At 71.4% G+C, this 17,850-nt stretch carries 17 protein-coding genes and 1 pseudogene; 9 read left to right on the top strand and 9 right to left on the bottom strand.

The annotated features are described in order from the left end of the window. Nucleotides 1–38: 38 nt before the first annotated feature. Complete coding sequence (asnB, locus tag WBA97_RS40230; protein ID WP_424236529.1) at nt 39–1,961, top strand: asparagine synthase (glutamine-hydrolyzing); 1,923 nt, start codon at nt 39–41, stop codon at nt 1,959–1,961. A gap of 6 nt (nt 1,962–1,967) precedes the next feature. On the opposite strand, the gene WBA97_RS40225 is transcribed toward asnB, so the two are convergent. Further along, nucleotides 1,968–2,795, bottom strand: coding sequence for a hypothetical protein (locus tag WBA97_RS40225; RefSeq protein WP_424236527.1), 828 nt, complete (start codon nt 2,793–2,795; stop codon nt 1,968–1,970). Between the two features lie 38 nt (nt 2,796–2,833). Beyond that, nucleotides 2,834–3,766, bottom strand: a complete 933-nt coding sequence (locus WBA97_RS40220) for a carbohydrate kinase family protein (protein WP_424236525.1) — start codon at nt 3,764–3,766, stop codon at nt 2,834–2,836. A 194-nt stretch (nt 3,767–3,960) separates the two neighbouring features. On the opposite strand from WBA97_RS40220, the gene WBA97_RS40215 reads away from it, so the two are divergent. Then, nucleotides 3,961–4,131 carry a hypothetical protein gene (locus WBA97_RS40215; protein ID WP_424236523.1) on the top strand — a complete coding sequence of 57 codons (171 nt, stop codon included), beginning with the start codon at nt 3,961–3,963 and terminating at the stop codon, nt 4,129–4,131. Nucleotides 4,132–4,186: 55 nt separating this feature from the next. On the opposite strand, the gene WBA97_RS40210 is transcribed toward WBA97_RS40215, so the two are convergent. Beyond that, a complete protein-coding gene (locus WBA97_RS40210; RefSeq protein WP_424236521.1) occupies nt 4,187–4,549 on the bottom strand; it encodes a HesB/IscA family protein in 363 nt (120 codons plus the stop codon). Between the two features lie 112 nt (nt 4,550–4,661). Then, complete coding sequence (locus WBA97_RS40205) at nt 4,662–5,771, bottom strand: glycerate kinase (protein ID WP_424236519.1); 1,110 nt, start codon at nt 5,769–5,771, stop codon at nt 4,662–4,664. 38 nt (nt 5,772–5,809) lie between these two features. Between WBA97_RS40205 and WBA97_RS40200 the strand changes: the two genes are divergently transcribed. From WBA97_RS40200 to WBA97_RS40190, 3 genes are read left to right on the top strand one after another with little or no spacing between them, the layout of a single operon-like run. Further along, the gene (locus tag WBA97_RS40200; RefSeq protein WP_424236517.1) at nt 5,810–6,460 is read left to right on the top strand and encodes a DUF3043 domain-containing protein; all 651 of its coding nucleotides are present in this window, start codon (nt 5,810–5,812) and stop codon (nt 6,458–6,460) included. After that, complete coding sequence (locus WBA97_RS40195; protein WP_424236515.1) at nt 6,453–7,238, top strand: SDR family oxidoreductase; 786 nt, start codon at nt 6,453–6,455, stop codon at nt 7,236–7,238. Before WBA97_RS40200 ends, WBA97_RS40195 begins: the two co-directional genes overlap by 8 nt. Nucleotides 7,239–7,276: 38 nt before the next feature. Continuing rightward, nucleotides 7,277–8,263, top strand: coding sequence for an aldo/keto reductase family protein (locus tag WBA97_RS40190; RefSeq protein ID WP_424236513.1), 987 nt, complete (start codon nt 7,277–7,279; stop codon nt 8,261–8,263). Between the two features lie 9 nt (nt 8,264–8,272). On the opposite strand, the gene WBA97_RS40185 is transcribed toward WBA97_RS40190, so the two are convergent. Continuing rightward, nucleotides 8,273–8,446: a hypothetical protein gene (locus tag WBA97_RS40185; RefSeq protein WP_424236511.1), complete on the bottom strand. Its 174-nt coding sequence runs from the start codon at nt 8,444–8,446 to the stop codon at nt 8,273–8,275. A gap of 24 nt (nt 8,447–8,470) precedes the next feature. Between WBA97_RS40185 and WBA97_RS40180 the strand changes: the two genes are divergently transcribed. The 3 genes and pseudogenes from WBA97_RS40180 (at nt 8,471) to WBA97_RS40170 (ending at nt 10,969) form a co-directional block, all read left to right on the top strand. Beyond that, nucleotides 8,471–8,983, top strand: coding sequence for a bifunctional adenosylcobinamide kinase/adenosylcobinamide-phosphate guanylyltransferase (locus tag WBA97_RS40180; RefSeq protein ID WP_424236509.1), 513 nt, complete (start codon nt 8,471–8,473; stop codon nt 8,981–8,983). A gap of 16 nt (nt 8,984–8,999) precedes the next feature. Beyond that, nucleotides 9,000–10,046, top strand: a pseudogene (gene cobT / locus WBA97_RS40175) (nicotinate-nucleotide--dimethylbenzimidazole phosphoribosyltransferase); the annotation flags it as partial. A 224-nt stretch (nt 10,047–10,270) separates the two neighbouring features. Next, a complete protein-coding gene (locus WBA97_RS40170) occupies nt 10,271–10,969 on the top strand; it encodes an adenosylcobinamide-GDP ribazoletransferase (protein WP_424236507.1) in 699 nt (232 codons plus the stop codon). On the opposite strand, the gene WBA97_RS40165 is transcribed toward WBA97_RS40170, so the two are convergent. Further along, complete coding sequence (locus WBA97_RS40165) at nt 10,962–12,059, bottom strand: branched-chain amino acid aminotransferase (RefSeq protein ID WP_424236505.1); 1,098 nt, start codon at nt 12,057–12,059, stop codon at nt 10,962–10,964. The two genes, WBA97_RS40170 and WBA97_RS40165, sit on opposite strands and share 8 nt — an antisense overlap. 106 nt (nt 12,060–12,165) lie before the next feature. Next, a complete protein-coding gene (locus tag WBA97_RS40160) occupies nt 12,166–13,095 on the bottom strand; it encodes a hypothetical protein (protein WP_424236503.1) in 930 nt (309 codons plus the stop codon). A gap of 99 nt (nt 13,096–13,194) precedes the next feature. Here WBA97_RS40160 and WBA97_RS40155 point away from each other — a divergent pair, with 99 nt between their 5' ends. Next, complete coding sequence (locus WBA97_RS40155; protein ID WP_424236502.1) at nt 13,195–14,694, top strand: leucyl aminopeptidase; 1,500 nt, start codon at nt 13,195–13,197, stop codon at nt 14,692–14,694. Between the two features lie 14 nt (nt 14,695–14,708). Here WBA97_RS40155 and WBA97_RS40150 read toward each other — a convergent pair whose 3' ends face one another. Beyond that, a complete protein-coding gene (locus tag WBA97_RS40150; protein ID WP_424236500.1) occupies nt 14,709–16,757 on the bottom strand; it encodes an Hsp70 family protein in 2,049 nt (682 codons plus the stop codon). Then, complete coding sequence (locus tag WBA97_RS40145; RefSeq protein WP_424236499.1) at nt 16,754–17,842, bottom strand: Hsp70 family protein; 1,089 nt, start codon at nt 17,840–17,842, stop codon at nt 16,754–16,756. The genes WBA97_RS40150 and WBA97_RS40145 overlap by 4 nt, the downstream gene beginning before the upstream one ends. Nucleotides 17,843–17,850 lie beyond the last annotated feature (8 nt).

The following is a 17,850-nucleotide window of genomic DNA, read 5'->3' as shown; positions in this document are numbered from 1 at the left end:
AGCACTCGACCACTCGACAGGGAAGGTGGTGCCGAACCGTGTGCGGTCTGCTTGGTGTGGTGTGTCCGACGGAACAGGATGCCGTTGCCGCCAGGGACGCGGTCGCCGCGGCGATGCGGTGCCAGCGCCACCGCGGGCCGGACGAGACGGGCACCTGGACCGGCGACGAGGTGGTCTTCGGCTTCAACCGGCTGTCCATCATCGACGTCGACCACTCCCATCAGCCGCTGCACTGGAGCCCCGAAGGGGTTCAGGAGCGCTACACGCTGCTGTTCAACGGTGAGATCTACAACTACGTCGAGCTACGCGAAGAGCTGATCGAGAAGCACGGCGCGACGATGCGCACGCACGGTGACAGCGAGGTCATCGTCGCCCTGTACCACTACCTCGGTCCGGCCGCCGTCCAGAAGCTGCGCGGCATGTTCGCGTTCGTCATCTGGGACTGGCGGCGGCGCGAGGTGTTCGGCGCCCGCGACCCGTTCGGCATCAAGCCCCTGTTCTACGCCGCCGGCGCAGGCGGAGTGGCGTTCTCGAGTGAGAAGAAGGCGCTGCTGGAGCTGGCCCCGCACCTGCGACTGCGGCCGGAGCTGGACCGCACCGCGCTGCAGCACTACCTGACGATGCAGTACGTCCCGGAGCCGGAGACCCTGCACACGGAGATCCGCCGGATCGAGTCCGGCCACTCGTTCACCATCTCCCCCGGCGGCGAGCTGCGGACGGACCGGTACTTCTTCCACACCTTCCGCCCGACGTCGGTCAAGGGTGACCCGGAGAAGCTGTACGACGAGATCGCCGAGGTCATGCGCGACTCGGTCGCCAAGCACATGCGCGCGGACGTGACGGTTGGTTCCTTCCTCTCCGGCGGCATCGACTCCACGGCCATCGCCGCGCTGGCCCGTGAGCACAACCCGAACCTGATCACCTTCACGACGGGCTTCGAACGCGAGGGCTACTCCGAGGTCGACGTCGCGGCCGAGTCGGCGGCGGCGATCGGTGTGAAGCATGTGGTCAGGACGGTCAGTGCGGACGAGATGATGGAGGCTCTCCCGCTGATCGTGTGGTACCTCGACGACCCGGTGGCGGACCCGGCGCTGGTGCCGCTGTGGTTCATCGCGCGGGAGGCCCGCCGCCACGTGAAGGTGGTCCTGTCCGGCGAGGGCGCGGACGAGCTGTTCGGCGGCTACACCATCTATCGCGAGCCCATCTCGCTGGCCGCGTTCGAGAAGGTCCCCGGCGCACTCCGCAAGGCGATGGGCAACCTGTCGACGAAGATCCCGGACGGCACCCGGGGCAAGGACCTACTGCGCCGCGGCGCGCTGGGCCTGGAAGACCGCTACTACGGCAACGCGAGAATCTTCCGGGACGACCAACTGCGGGCGGTGCTGAAGACCTTCGACCCGTCGATCAGCCACAAGGACATCACGGCGGGCCCGTACAGCGAGTCGGAGGCGTGGGATCCGGTGACCCGCATGCAGCATGTGGACCTGTTCACGTGGCTGCGTGGCGACATCCTGGTGAAGGCCGACAAGGTCACCATGGCCAACTCACTGGAACTGCGCGTCCCGTTCCTCGACGCGGAGGTCTTCAAGGTGGCGGCGAAGATCCCGCTGGAAGAGAAGATCACCAAGGAGACCACGAAGTACGCACTGCGCCAGGCATTGCGGCGAGTCGTGCCGGAACACGTGCTCAACCGGCGCAAGCTCGGCTTCCCGGTGCCGATCCGGCTGTGGCTGAAGGACGAGATGTTCGACTGGGCGCGCCAGATCATCCTCAAGTCCCAGACCGAGGAGGAGATCGACAAGAACGCGGTGCTGAAGCTGCTGGAGGAACACCGCGCGGGCACGCTCGACCACAGCAGGCGGCTATGGGCGCTGCTCGTGTACATGCTGTGGCACGGGATCTTCGTGGAGCAGAACATCCGCCCACGCATCCCGGAACCGCACTACCCGGTCAAGCTGTAGTCGGGCCTACCGCCGGAACCGCCACGTCTTGCTGTCGAACACAACACAGACGCCGGGCGAGAGCACCACGACCCGCAACGTCCCGTCGCGCTCGTCGTAGTCGATGCCCTCGGCCTCGAACTCACCGGAGCAGCCGCTCTCCAACGGCAGCTGCCCGAGCGACGTCACCGTCCCGGCCACGTCAGAAGCACCCACCGGGGCACCGAGGTCGACCTGCAACAACGGCTTGGTCACCCCGAACAGCGACCCATCAGGATCATCCGAGGAACACACCAGCTGCGTGGCCGAGGAGAAGTCGCACCCCTGGATGTCGCGCACCGGCCGGTCGAGCCGGACGGCCGAGGCGTACGGCAGGTTCGCGGCGGGATCGGTGTGCGCGACCCCCGGCATGGGATGGACGAGAAGCCGGGACATGGTCCCCCACTCACCCGCGACCATCCATCGCCCGTCCGGCGACACGGCGGCGAACGAGTTGTTGGACGCCTCCCACGACTCAAGCGCGTGCTGGTACTCGGCCCACGTCCCGTCCGGTGCCTCGACGCGGAACAGCTTCGCGCCGCGGTCGTCCCGCTGGTAGGGCTCGACGTAGTACCCGCCACCCGCGCCGGGATCACCGACGTGGTTCCACCCGCGCGTCGCCAGCGACGGCGGCACGGTGCCGATACCGGTGTACCGGACGACGGTCCCCGACGGGCGCGTGACGACGGCCGGCCCCTGACTCTCGTCCAGGGGCCGCGCCACGTCGGAACCCACGGTCCGCCACGGTCCGACGTCGGCCGACGCGACCCCGGCGAACAACATCAGACACGCAGCGGTGACCGCGAGTGCACGCATGGTAACCAGAGATACCAGGCGTGGGTGAAAAGGGGAACCTACGGGAGGATGGCGCCGATCTGCTCAGCGGCTTCCGGCCCGTACGCGCCGCCGATCCGCACGAGGGCGAGCTCCCTGTCCAGGGTCCACTCCTGCGGGCCGACGGTCTCGAGCACCAGCACCGCGATGTAGGACCCCAGCTGCGCGGCCCGCTCCAGTTCGAGGCCCTTCTCCAGACCGGAGAGCAGCCCGGCGCGGAACGCGTCGCCGACGCCGGTCGGGTCGGCCTTCATCGTCTCCGGCACCGCGCTGACGTGGATCGACACGCCGTCGGCGTCGACCAGCTCGACGCCCTTCTCCCCGAGCGTGGTGATGCGCATGCCGACCCTCGACATGACGTCCTGCTCCGACCAGCCGGTCTTCTGTCGCAGGAGCTCCCACTCGTAGTCGTTGGAGAACAGGTACTTCGCGCCGGTCACGAAGTCGCGGATCTGCTCGCCGGACATGCGGGCGAGCTGCTGCGACGGGTCGGCGGCGAACTCGTAGCCGCGATCCCGGCACTCCTGTGCGTGGCGCAGCATCGCGTCCGGGTCGTCCGGGCTGATCAGCACCAGGTCGAGCCCGCCGACGCGCTCAGCGACCGGCAGCAGCTCGATGAGCCGGGCCTCGGCCATGGCACCGGCGTAGAACGACGCGATCTGGCACATGTCGTCGTCGGTGGTGCACACGAACCGCGCGGTGTGGGCGGTCTCCGACACACGCACACCGGAGCAGTCGACGCCGTGCCGCTCCAGCCACGACCGGTAGTCGGCGAAGTCCTCGCCGACCGAGCCGACCAGCACCGGCGAACTGCCGAGCACGGCCATGCCGAACGCGATGTTGGCTCCGATCCCGCCGCGCCGCACGACCAGGTCGTCGACGAGGAAACTCAGTGAGATCCGGTGCAGCTGCTCCGCGACGAGCTGCTCGGCGAACCTGCCTGGGAAATGCATGAGGTGGTCGGTCGCGATGCTTCCGGAGACGGCTACGGGCACGAGGGATTCCCCTGTCTGGTGGTCGTCAGTAGCTGTGAATGGCGGTTACCAACGATAGTGGCCCAGACCAGTCAAGCCTCTATAGGGCATTCACTGGACACTACCGATTGGTAAGGGTGTGCGACCGGAGGCGTTCGACCTAGATTCGAGCGGTGACCTCACATGAAGCCGAGTCGTTCGCCGAGCTCATCGCGGACTGCGCCGACATCCCACCGACCCTCCGGGACGGCGGACCGACTCTCCCCGGCCAGCGGGAACCCGCGCCGTGGGAAGTGAACGAGACGACATTCGCCCAGGTGAACGACCTGGAAGAGTACGTATGACGACCACGGGCCGCGACGAGTTCGTCGCGGCCCGTGCCGTGGAACAGTCAGCGACTCAGTGGAACGAGTCACCGCACGCGCAGGAACCACCGGCATTGGGGTTGTCGATGGTGAAGCCCTGCTTTTCGATCGTGTCGACGAAGTCGATCGTGGCGCCCTGGACGTACGGGGCGCTCATCCGGTCCACGGCCACCTTGAGGCCGTTGAAGTCCCGGAACAGGTCCCCGTCAAGCGTGCGCTCGTCGAAGAAGAGCTGATAGCGCAGGCCGGCGCAGCCACCAGGCTGAACGGCGATACGCAGGTGCATGTCGTCGCGACCTTCCTGGTCCAGCAGGGCCTTGGCCTTGCTGGCAGCCGCGTCCGACATGAGTACGCCGTGCGTCTCCGTCTCGGTGGTGTTCTCCTGGGCGGTCGTCATGGTTCTCCCTCGACCTGTCGGCTCCTACTATCTGGGGTCAATCTCGGCCGAACCGTGGTTTATTCCCCGTGCTTGTCATCCCATGGTGACACATGTGCGTCGAAGCCGGCTGTTACTGCCGCCACTGTCCGGCCACCTGCGTCGCGAGCCGCGTGAGCGTGCCGGCCGGGTCGGCGAGCGACGCCTCGGCCGAACCGGCGTGCTCCGCGACCGCATATGCCTGCTTGACGCCTGCCGACGCGGCCCTGCGGCGGCCGACGCTGACCTGACCGGCGAGCACCAGGCACGGCACGCCGCGCTCGGAAGCCGCGCCGGAGACCCTGGTCACGAGTTTGCCGCGAAGGGACTGGAAGTCGAAGCTGCCCTCGCCGGTGACGACGAGCTGTGCCTGGTCGAGCGCCTTGTCGAGGCCCGTGAGCCGCCGGACCACGCCCGCACCCGACTCGACGGTGGCGCCGAGTGCGATGAGCGCGGCGCCGAGGCCACCGGCGGCACCCGCGCCCGGTTCGTTCCGGATGTCGCGCCCAGCGACCCCGCCGAGGAGGTCCGCCCACCTGGTCAGCGACCGCTCCAGCCTGCGGACGGCCAGGTCGTCCGCGCCTTTCTGCGGACCGAAGACCCGCGCGGCGCCCTCCTTGCCGAGCAGTGGGTTCTCCACGTCGGACGCGGCGATGAGCTTGACGCCCCGCAGGTCGACGTCGCCGACGAGCCGGGTGGCGTCGATCAGCGGGCCGCCACCGGGGGGAAGAGGTTCGCCGTCCTCGCCGACCGGGATCGCGCCGAGCGCGTGGAACAGGCCGGAGCCGCCGTCGGTGCTGCCGGAGCCGCCGAGCCCGACGACGATCGTGTGCACGCCGGAGTCGAGCGCGTGCCTGATCATCTCGCCGACACCCATCGTGTGGGCACCGACCGCGTCCCGTTCGTCCTTCGGGACCAGCGTCAGGCCGCAGGCCTGCGCGCACTCGATGTAAGCCGTGCCGTCGTGTTCGAGCCAGACGGCGTCGGTGAACGCCCCGAGTGGGCCGGAGACCGAACGGTGCCGGAGGTGCCCGCCGAGCGCGGAGTACAGCACGTCGACGAAGCCGGGACCGCCGTCGGCGAGTGGGCAGAGGGTGAGCTCGTCCTCCGGCGCACCGCCGCGCCATCCGGCGGCGATGGCCGCCGCGGCCTCCGGCGCGGTCAACGTCCCACCGAAGCAGTCAGGAGCGATCAGGACCCGCATGGTCAGAGCGTAGTCGCGCCTCCTTTACCCTCTGGCGTGTGAGGTTCCTTCGCCGCAAAGAAGCAGAGACCACCGACGCCGATGCCGTCGTCGACCCCGCGGAGGAGGAAGCCGCCCAGAACAAGGCCCACACGCCGGGCAAGGGCCGTCCGACGCCGAAGCGCCGCGAGGCCGAGCAGCGCAAGCGCGGCCCGGTCGCGCCGCCGCCACGCACGACCCGCGAGGCGATGAAGCGGGCGCGCGGCAACAAGGACGAGCGCAAGGAGCTCTCCGCCAAGCGCCGGGAGATCCGCGCCACACAGCGCGAACGCATGATGGCGGGCGACGAGAAGTACCTGATGCCGCGCGACCGAGGGCCGGTCAAGTCGTTCATCCGGGACTCAGTGGACTCACGCCGCAACCTGCTCGGGCTGTTCATGCCGCTCGCGATCCTGATCTTCGTCGCGCTGCTGGTGCCGGACCCGAGGGTGCAGAGCTTCACGACGCTGCTGTGCCTGCTGATGCTCGTCGCGATGATCATCGAGGGCATCCTGCTCGGCAGCCGCATCACGCGGCAGGTCCGGGCGAAGTTCCCGAAGGAGCCGGTGCGCGGGCTGTCGATCGGCTGGTACTCGTTCATCAGGGCGTCGCAGCTGCGCAAGCTGCGGGTGCCGAAGCCGAAGGTGCGTGCCGGAGACAAGATTGCCTGAGCCAGGTCGCGACCCGTTTCCGTTGCGGGGGCGGGTGGCGCTGGTGACGGGCGCGTCCCGGCGGGCAGGCATCGGGTACGCGACGTGCAGGCTGCTCGCCGCGTACGGGGCGAGCGTGTACGTCCACCACTACTCCCCGCACGACGCGGCGCAGCCGTGGGGCGCGGACGACGTCGCGGCCGTGGTCGACGGGGTGCGTGAGGTGGCGTCCGCGCCGGTCGCGCACGGGTCGGCGGACCTTGCCGCCGCCGAAGGGCCCGCCGCGCTGGTCGACGCGGTGGTTGCGGAGCTCGGCGGGCTGGACATCGTGGTGTGCAACCAGGCGCTGTCCGGTTCGGACGGTCCACTGTCGAGCCAGACGGCGGCGATGCTGGACGCGCACTGGGCGGTGAACGCACGGGCGTCGATCCTGCTCGCGCGGTCGTTCGCGGCGCTCGGCGGGCCGGGGCGCCTGGTGTTCATGACATCGGGCCAGAACCAGGGGCCGATGCCCGACGAGGTGGCGTACGCGGCGAGCAAGGGCGCGCTGTGGTCGATCACGGCGACGCTGGCCGACGAGCTGGCCGACCAGGGCATCACGGTGAACTCGGTCAACCCGGGCCCGGTCGACACCGGCTACGCGTCGGGGGAGACGAAGGCCGAGGTGGCGGCCCGCTTCCCGGCCGGCCGATGGGGTGAGCCGGACGACCCGGCCCGCCTGATCGCCTGGCTGGCCACGGACGAGGCACGCTGGATCACCGGCCAGGTCCTGAACACGGAAGGCGGCTTCCGCCGCTGACCCGCGAGTCCAACCGTTCGGGACACTAGGTTGGGGGCATGGAGTTTCGTCGTCTTGGCCGTAGCGGCCTCAGTGTCAGTGAGATCTCCTACGGGAACTGGATCACGCACGGGTCCCAGGTCGAGGAGGAGCAGGCGCTCGCCTGTGTGAAGGCCGCCCTCGACGCGGGAATAACGACCTTCGATACCGCCGATGTGTACGCGAACACGCGCGCCGAGTCCGTGCTGGGGCGGGCGCTCGCCGGGCAGCGGCGGGAGAGCCTGGAGATCTTCACGAAGGTGTTCTGGCCGACCGGGCCCGGCGGTCCCAACGACAAGGGGCTCGGCCGCAAGCACATCATCGAGTCGGCGAACGCGTCGCTGACACGTCTCCAGACCGACTACGTCGACCTCTACCAGGCCCACCGGTTCGACAGCAGCGTCTCGCTCGAGGAGACGTTCCTCGCGTTCGCGGACCTGGTCCGCGCGGGCAAGGTGCTCTACATCGGAGTGTCCGAGTGGACCGCCGGGCAGATCACGGCGGCCGCCGAGCTGGCCCGCGAGCTGAGGGTGCCGTTGATCTCCAACCAGCCGCAGTACTCGATGCTGTGGCGGGTCATCGAGTCCGAGGTCATCCCGGCGAGCGAGGAGGCGGGGCTCGGCCAGATCGTGTGGTCGCCGATCGCGCAGGGCGTGCTCACCGGCAAGTACCAGCCGGGTCAGCCGCCGCCAGAGGGCTCGCGCGCCACCGACGAGAAGAGCGGCAAGGAGTTCATCGCCCGCTTCCTGCGGAACGACGAGCTGCTGGCGAAGGTCCAGGACCTCAGGCCGATCGCCGAGGAGCTGGACCTGTCGATGGCGCAGCTGGCGGTCGCGTGGGTGCTGCAGAACCAGAACGTGTCCTCGGCGATCATCGGCGCCACCCGGCCCGAGCAGGTGCACGAGAACGTCAAGGCCGCTGGCGTGCGGCTCGAAGCCGACGTGCTGAAGAAGATCGACGACGCCCTCGACGGCGTCATCATGCGCGACCCCTCGCGCACGGGCTGACGGACTGGCTCAGCCCTCGGGGTGGAGGCTCATCGGCCCGTAGACGACCTCGTCGCCGTCCAGCAGGGTCACCTCGTCGACGCCCGCGTCGCGGAGGTCCTGCCAGCTGGCCGACAGCCACTCCTCGGCGGCGGCCTGGTCGTCGAAGGTGGGCGAACCGTCCTGGCTCCAGCGGTAGGTCACGGCCGCACAAGATAGCGTGCGGCCGTGACCACCCTGGTGCTCGGCGGTGCCCGGTCCGGTAAGTCCGCGCACGCCGAGGGACTCCTGACCGCCGACGATGCCACCTACGTGGCGACGGCCCGCGTGGACCCGGCCGACACCGAATGGCAGGCCCGCATCGCCGCGCACGTCGCCCGCCGCCCGCCGGGCTGGCGCACGGTCGAGCCCCCGGACCTGCCCGGCTACCTCACCACCGCGCACGGCCCGGTGCTGGTCGACGACGTCGCGACCTGGCTGACCAGCGTGATGGACGACCACCACGCGTGGGACGGCGATCTCGGAGGGGTGCGCCGCGAGTGCGACCGGCTGGTCGCCTCGGTCGCGGACTGCCGGGCGGAACTGGTCCTGGTGTCGTCGGAGGTCGGCCTCGGCGTGGTGCCCGCGACGCGTTCTGGCAGGCTCTTCCGCGATCAGCTCGGCACGCTGAACGCGGGCCTTGCGGAAGTGTGCGCATCGGTGTCGCTACTCGTGGCCGGTCTTCCGCTGCGACTGCGCTGACTGGAGGAATTCTCAGATGGAGTTCGACGTCGTCAGCCAGCCCGACGAGTCAGTGCGGCAGGCGGCCCAGGAACGGCATGCGCGGCTCACGAAGCCGCTCGGCGCGCTGGGCAGGCTCGAGGAGCTGGGCACCTGGCTCGCCGCGTGCCAGGGCGAGTGCCCGCCGCGGCCGCTGCGGCGCTCGAGGGTGGTCGTGTTCGCCGGTGACCACGGGGTGGCGGCGAAGGGCGTTTCGGCGTACCCGCCGGAGGTCACCGCGCAGATGGTGGCGAACTTCCAGGCGGGTGGCGCGGCGATCAACGTGCTGGCCGGGATCGCGGGCGCGACCGTGCGGGTCGTGGACATGTCGGTCGCGGTCGACACCACGGCGGGCGAGAAGAAGGTGCGCCGCTCGTCCGGCTCGATCGACCGCGAGGACGCGCTGTCCGAGGACGAGGTCGAGGCCGCGCTGGCGGCGGGTAAGGCGATCGCGGACGAGGAGGTCGACTCGGGCGCGGATCTGCTGGTCGCGGGCGACATGGGCATCGGCAACACCACCCCGGCCGCGGTGCTGGTGGCGGCGCTGACCGGCACGGAGCCGGTCGCGGTCGTCGGCCGTGGCACGGGCATCGACGACCAGACATGGATGCGCAAGACCGCCGCGATCCGCGACGCACTCCGCCGCGCGAAGCCGGTCACGGCCGACCCGGTGGCGCTGCTGCGCACGGTCGCCGGCGCGGACATCACGGCGATGGCGGCGTTCCTGGCACAGGCCGCCGTGCGGCGGACCCCGGTGGTGCTGGACGGGATCGTGTCGGGCGCGGCCGCGTTGCTGGCGGAGGAGCTGGCGCCGGGCGCGCGGGCGTGGTGGGTGGCCGGGCACCGGTCGACGGAGCCCGCGCACTCGCTCGTGCTGGAGCAGCTGGACATGAAGCCGCTGCTGGAGATGGACATGCGCCTTGGCGAGGGCTCCGGCGCCACCGCCGCGATCCCCCTGCTCACGATGGCCGTCCAGGTGCTGGCCGACATGGCCACGTTCGCGGACGCCGGCGTGAGCGGCCCGGCGGCCGACGCGGCGGAACCGGAGGCAACCGAACCGGAAGACGCCGAGCCGGAGCCCTCGGAAGACGCCGCGACCCAGGAAGACGCCGAGAGCGAGCCGGAGACCGCGGAGAGCAGGGCGGAGGCTGCCGAGCGCAGGGCGGAAGCCGCGGAGCGCAGGGCGCAGGCCGCGGAGCGCAGGGCGGAAGCCGCCGAGCGCGGGACGCGGGACGCGGAGCCCGACGCCACTCCGCCGTCCGACAGCTGATGCTCGCCGGGCTGCGGCTCGCCTTCTCCTGGTTGACCGTGCTGCCGGTGCACGCGCGGCACGTCGACCGGGACGTGGCCCGCTGGGCCATCGGGCTGGCGCCGGTCGTGGGACTGGTCCTCGGTGGCGCCGCCGCGGGCCTGCTCGTCCTCCTCGACAAGGGTCTGCTCGGCGGCGTACTCGTCGTCGCGTTCCTGGCACTCGCCACCCGAGGCATGCACCTCGACGGCCTGGCCGACACCGCAGACGGGCTCGGCTCCTACCAGGGCCCCGAGAAGGCTCTCGCCATCATGCGGGACGGCCCCGTCGGCCCGTTCGGCGTCGTCGCGATCGTCCTCGTCCTCGGCGCTCAGTCCGCCGCCATCCACGACTGGCGAGCGCTGGTGCTCGCCGTCGTCACCGGGCGGGTCGCGTTCACGATCTGCTGCCACCACGCCGTGCCATCGGCAAGGCAGGAAGGGCTTGGCGCGCTCGTCGCCGGGACGCAGCCCGCCGCAGTCCCCGTCGCATGGGTGGTGGCGGTGGCCGCGGCGTCGATCGTCACAGGATGGCGAGGCCCGGTGGCCATCGTGCTCGCCACCGGGCTCGTCGTGCTCCTCGTCCATCACACGAAGAAGCGATTCGGCGGGATCACCGGCGACGTGCTCGGCGCCGCGGGTGAACTCGCCACCACCGTCGTGCTGGTGGTCCTCAGCTGAGCTTGGTCATCCACCCGTGCGTGTCCGGCGCGGTGCCGCGCTGGATGGCGGTCAGCGCGGCACGCATGCGCATCGACACCTCACCCGGCATGCCGCCGTTGATCGTGAACGACCCCTCGGCGTGCTTCACCGAGCCGACCGGCGTGATCACGGCGGCCGTGCCGCACGCGAACACCTCCGTCAGCTCACCGGACTCGACCTTCTTCTCCCACTCCTCGGTCGAGATGCGCCGCTCCTCGACCTGGTAGCCCAGCTCGGACGCCAGCGTCAGCAGCGAGTCCCGGGTGATGCCCGCCAGCAGCGACCCGGACAGCTCCGGCGTCACCACCCTGGCGTCGGCACCCGAGCCGAAGACGAAGAACAGGTTCATCCCGCCCATCTCCTCGATCCACCGGCGCTCGACCGCGTCCAGCCATACGACCTGGTCACAGCCCTGCTCGGCGGCCTGCGCCTGCGCGATCAGCGACGCGGCGTAGTTGCCCGCGAACTTGGCTGCGCCCGTGCCGCCCGGCGCGGCGCGCACGTACTCGGTCGACAGCCAGACGCTCACCGGCTTGACGCCGCTCGCGAAGTAGGACCCGGCGGGCGAGGCGATGAGGAGGTACAGGTACTCGGTGGCGGGCCGCACCCCGAGACCGGCCTCGGTGGAGATCATGAAGGGCCGCAGGTAGAGGGACTCCTCGTCCTGTTCTGGTACCCAGTGCCCGTCGACCTCGATCAGCTCACGCAGCGAGTCGAGGAACAGCTCGTCGGGCAGTTCCGGCATGGCGAGGCGGTGTGCTGAGCGGCGGAACCGCTCGGCGTTGGCCTCCGGGCGGAACGACTGGACGGATCCGTCGACGTGCCGGTACGCCTTGAGACCTTCGAAGATCGCCTGGCCGTAGTGCAGCACCATGGCCGCGGGGTCCAGTTCGATCGGGCGGTACGGTTCGACCGTCGCCCCGTGCCAGCCTTCGGTGCGGTTCCAGCGTGCGGTCACCATGTGGTCGGTGAAGTACACCCCGAAACCCGGCTTGGCCAATACCTCCGCGATCCGCTCCGGGGTCGCCGGCGCCGGATGGGGAGTCCTGGTGAATGACTGCTGTGTCATGGGAAGCACCGTAACTCTCGACGGGCCGCACAGAGAATCACTTCTGAGCGGAGCTTGCGGAGCTTGCGGAGCGAACAACGTGATGGACAGACTGTCTGACGTCCTACTATGCCCGACCTCGGCGACCGCTCAGCACGCGGATCACGGCTTCACTCAGTAGCAGTACAGCCGCTCCGACCAGGGCATGTTCGGGTTCCAGCACCAGCGCGCCGAGGGCGGAGACCGCCGCCGCGAGCCCCACCGCGGCCACCGGAGACCGGCTGTCGGATGCGATCTCACGGATGTCGGTCAGGCAGGCACGGAGCGCGAACAGGCACGCGACGGTGACGCCGACGGCGAGCAGGCCGTCGATGGACGCGGCGTCCGCCGCCGTGAGCACGTCCCGCAGCGGCGCGGGCGACAGCGCGAGCCGCTCCCCACCCAGCTGGTGCAGCGCCCCGACGGCGACCGCGACACTCACCACGAGCACCACCCCGATCACAGCGGGTCGCGCCCGGCGGGTGGTCCTGCCGCCGACGAAGCACAGGAACAGCACCGCGGCCGAGGGCAGCAGGCCGAGCAGCGCGTCCGCGCCATCGGCGTCCGGGCCCGGCGCGACCGGGGGCGCGACGGGCGCGATCGTGAAACAGGCCACAGCCACGGTCATCAGCACGACCAGCACGACCACCGCGGCGATCCGGTCGACGGCCGGGGGCAGCGGCGGCGAGAGCAGGACCACGGCCGCGACCGCCACCACGAGCACGACCGCGCCGACTGATGGCCGCTCCGGCACCACGTACGCCCCGAACGTGGCCGCGACCGCCACGGCCGCGGCAATCCTTCCCAGTATTCCCAGTGAAGACGCCGCCAGACCGGGTGTCTCGTCCGGTGTGGACAGTGCGAAGAGGACGGCAATGGCCCCGGCCAGCACCATGCCGGCCACCAGCCACCACCCCGCGAACGCGGAAGCCGGCGCCAGGCCAAGGAAAAGTCCGGCGCCGAACGCGGGCGCCACCCCGCGCGCCAGCCCGTCCACCGTGAGTACCCGATCGGTCACCTGACCACCGTGTCAGACCTCCCTACCACTACCTGACAGTGGGCAGGCCTGAAACAAGTCGTTAGCATGCGTCAGCAACCCGACCGACAGGAGCATTCGTTGACCGCGCCCAAGCTGTCACTGACCACCACCACGGCAGACGAGGCCACCGCGGACGCGGTGATCATCGGCACCGTGTCCGACAGCACCACTGGGGCCGTCGCCCTGGCGCCGGGGAGCGAACGGGTCGACGCGGCGTTCGGCGGTACCCTCGCCGAGATCCTGCGCACCGTCGGCGCCACCGGTGCCCAGGACGAGATCGTGAAGATCCCGAGCATGGGCAAGATCTCCGCCGGGCTCGTGATCGCCGCCGGGCTCGGCAAGTCCACTGACGACGGACCGACCGCGGAGCAGGTGCGCCGCGCGTCCGGCGCCGCCGCCCGTGCGCTCGCAGGCACCAGGCGCGCGGTCACCACGCTGTCCACTGTGGACCTGCACGCGGCGGTCGAGGGCACCGTGCTCGGCGCGTACCGGTTCACCGAGTACCGCTCGGAGAAGGGTGACGCGCCGGTCGAGCGCGTCGACGTCGTGCCGCCCGCCGAGGGCACCGCGAAGGACCACCGCGCCGCGCTCAAGGCCGCGACCGCGATCGGCGAGGCCGTGTGCACGGCCCGCGACTTCGTGAACACGCCGCCCAACGACCTGTTCCCCGCGTCGTTCGCCGACCGGGCCGCCGCGCTCGCGAAAGCCGCCGGGGTGGACGTCGAGATCCTCGACGAGAAGGCGCTGCGCAAGGGCGGCTTCGGCGGTGTGCTCGGCGTCGGCATGGGCTCGACGCGGCCGCCGCGCATCGTGCGGTTGAGCTACAAGGGCCCGAAGGCACGCAAGAAGGTCGCGCTCGTCGGCAAGGGCATCACGTTCGACACCGGCGGCATCTCGATCAAGCCGGCCACCGGCATGGAGGAGATGACCTCCGACATGTCCGGCGCCGCCGCGGTCGTCGCGACCGTCATCCTCGCCGCCAAGCTGAAGTACCCGCTGGCGATCACCGCGACCGTGCCGATGGCGGAGAACATGCCCTCCGGTGCCGCGTACCGGCCTGGCGACGTGCTCACCATGTACGGCGGCAAGACCGTCGAGGTGCTCAACACCGACGCCGAGGGCAGGCTCATCCTCGCCGACGCGATCGTCCGCGCGTGTGAGGACGGCCCCGACTACCTGGTGGAGACGGCGACGCTGACCGGCGCGCAGATCGTCGCGCTCGGCCGCCGCACGCCGGGGATCATGGGCTCGGACGAGTTCCGCGACCGCGTCGCCGCCATCGCGCAGGCCACCGGCGAGGGCGGCTGGCCGATGCCGCTGCCCGACGAGCTGCGCGGTGACCTGGACTCGAAGCTCGCCGACATCGCGAACGTCACCGGGCACCGGTGGGCAGGCATGCTCGCCGCGGGTGTGTTCCTGCGCGAGTTCATCGCCGAGGGTGTGCCGTGGGTGCACCTGGACGTGGCGGGCCCGGCGTTCAACAACGGCGGCCCGTGGGGCTACAACCCCAAGGGCGGCACGGGTGTCCCGGTGCGCACGCTGGCCGCGGTGCTCGCGGACATCGCGGAGAACGGCTAGATGGCCCGCGCCATCTAGGAGAGGCGCCAGGTCGGCCAGCGGGTCACGTCGGGGCCCCTGCCCTGCAGGGTGACCCCGGTGACCGGGGTTTCCGCGGCGATCTCGAACACCTCGCAGCCGTACACCGGGTCCTCCGGCCCCAGCACGCTGGGCAGCGGCGGGCACCCCGTCGCCGCCGTGACCATGCTGGACAGGAACGCGCCGCGGTCGTCCCGCAGCAGGACGGTGACCTGCCGCTGGCCGGTCGCGGTGACCGCCGCGCGGACGACCACGAACCGGTGCCCCGGCGCGGGCACCTGACTGCCGAGGTAGCCGGACGGGTCGAGGACCAGGTCGACCCGGACCCGCAGGCCGTCGACGGTCTCGGCGGGCCCGCCGAGCGTGCCGACGACGCGGGTTGGCGCGGCCCGGTCCCGGACGGCGGGCACGTCGACGGGGAACCGGAGCGGCGCCTGGGCCTCCGGTGACCGCTCCCCGAACAGGACCGCGGTGACGGGTGTCGCGTCCGGCACGGACACGACACCGCACGCGTCGACCTCGGCACCCGCCGGGATCCGGATCACCGGCGGGACGCCCTCGGTGCACGCGATCTGCCCGTAGCCGTACGGCTGCCGCAGCCACTGCCCCCGGTCGTCGAGGACGGCGACGAGCTCCATCGGGTCCTGGGGGAAGTCGGGCCCCTCGGTGTTCGCCACGTGCAGGCGAATGACGAGCCAGCGGTACCCGTCCGGGGCCACCAGGTAGGGCTGCGGCGCGGTCACGACCGTCTCGACCCCGGTGACCGTGACCGCGACGGTGTTGCCCGATGGGTGGCGGTACTCGGCGGCCTTCCCGAGCGAACCCGAGGTGTAGGTCGCGTTGTCGGCGTTGACCACCTCGTCCCCGGCGACGGCGGGCGGGATGGGTGCCTCTGGCAGCGGCGGCGGCAGGTCGATGGCGACGGGGTGACCGCTCGTGGCCTGTTCACCGCCGAACACGACGGCGACCGCCGCGACGATGAGCAGCAGGACCACGACCGCGAGCGTGCCCCTGCGCGGGACGGCAGCGGTTCTCACGGGCGGCCGCACCGGCTCCTCGGACGCCTGCGTGGCGGCGGCGGTCGGCGGCACGGCTGAGGCGGGCGGCGGCACAGGGCGGGCCGGTTCAGCGTCGGCGGGCGGTGGGGCGAGTGGGTCCTCCAGTGCCGAGGGCCGGGCCAGCAGCCGCGCACCCCGCACCACGGCCGTCTCCGGCTCCGGGTCCGTGGTCACCGGCAGGCCGGTCACCTCCCCGATGCGGCGCGCGAGCAACGGCATCCGGCTCGACCCGCCGACCAGCAGCACCCGCGTCGCGCCGGTCGGCACGCCGACCTCGGCCACCAGCACCGCCAGCCGGTCCACGCCCGGCGACACCAGGCGTTCGAACTCCGCCCGGTCCAGCCGAACGGCCCGGTGGTCGGGCAGCACGATCTCCGTCGACTCGTGGCGGGACAGCTGTTCCTTGGCCGCGCGTGCCGACTCCAGCAGCGCGCCGTCGGTGGCGACCGACCGCAGCGACGGCCGCACCCGCTCGACGACGATCCGGTCGACGTCGTTGCCACCGAAGGAAAGCGACGCGGCGGTGACGACCACGTACTCGCCGCCGTGCCCTCGGACCGCGGTGACGTCCCACGTGCCGCCACCCGCGTCCACGACGAGCACGGTCTCCCCCGCACCGACCCCGTGCCCTGCCGCGACCGCCACCGGTTCCGGCACCGGCCGCGCCCACGCGCCCGCGGCCGACACGAGCACGTCGACCCGCTCCCTCGGCCACCCCGCCGGGTGCGTGACCAGCACGGCGCCGACCACGCCGCCCTGGTCCCGGGCCGCCGACAGCACCCGCGCGAACAGCGCGGCCACCTCGTCCGGGTCGAGACGCTCCTTGAGGTCCCGCGCCGCCAGCCCGTTGGCCAGCTCCGCCGCGTCCGCGCCGACCAGGCCCTCGTGCACCACCGACGGCAGCCACGGCGCGCCGTCCACCGTCACGAGCCGCCCGTCGAGCATGGCGACCGTGTTGACGGTCCCGAAGTCGATCACCAGCGTCATCGCAGCCGCCAGAAGAACGGGCGCGCGTCGGCACCCGGCGATGGCACCACGGCGGGCGGGACGCTGTGCGACACGGCGACCGCGCACGCCCCCAGCGCCACCACGGACTCCGGCTGGTCGTCCAGCTGGATCGGCACCGGCACCACCTCCGCCAGCAGCCGCCACAGCAGCGGGATCCGCGTCGACCCGCCGGCCAGCTGCAACGCGGTCAGCTGGTGCGCCTCGACGCCGGACAGGAGGACCGTCCGCAGCGTGAACGCCGTGATGCGGTCGAGGTGGCTGTGGAGCACCCGTTCGAGGTCAGCCCTGGTCAGAGCCGTGTTCGGCAGGCCACCTGGCAACCGCAGCTCCACCCGCTCGTGCCGCGACAGCAACTCCTTGGCACGCCGCACGTCCTGCCGGAACGCCACCGCCTCCCGCATCCGCACGAGGTTCGTCCCGGCCGGGTCCGCGAGCCGGTCCGCGAGCCCCGGCACCGTCTCGCGGAGATGGTCGATGATGAGCCGGTCGAAGTCGCCGCCGCCGAGGCCGGGGATGCAGGCGCGGCCGACCACGACGATCCCGGTGTGCTCACGCCGCACGACGGCCACGTCGACGGTTCCGCCGCCGACGTCCAGCACGCCGAGCACGCCACCGAGCGGCAGCCGGTCGGCACCGTCGACGCCGAGCTCGCCCCGCGTCGCGAACCACACCCCGGCGCCGACGGGTTCCGCGATCGTGCTGATCCTCGGCGCGACGCCGGTCGCGGCGGCGAGCAGGCCACTCAGCCGTTCCCCGCTCCAGTCGGGCGGATGGGTCAGCACGAGGTGGTCAACGGGTGCGCCCGCCACGGCGGCGGCCGCCCGGACGGCCCGCGCGAGCAGCGCCAGCACCATGGTCGAGACCGGCACGACGGTGTCGCCGAGGAGGACCTCGCGCTCGCCGAGCCGCGCCTTCACCCGGTTCTCCAGCCTCGACGGGTCCGCGACGCCCATCCGCAACGCGTCCGCGCCGACGACGAGCGCGTCGTCGCGGCTCAGGAACACGGCCGACGACAGCCACGGCTCCCCGTCCACGGTGACCACGCGGGGCACGGAGCCGGACACGTGCACCA

Source organism: Actinophytocola sp., from assembly GCF_049647105.1.
Taxonomy (GTDB): domain Bacteria; phylum Actinomycetota; class Actinomycetes; order Mycobacteriales; family Pseudonocardiaceae; genus Actinophytocola.
This window is presented reverse-complemented; position numbering and strand designations above follow the sequence as displayed.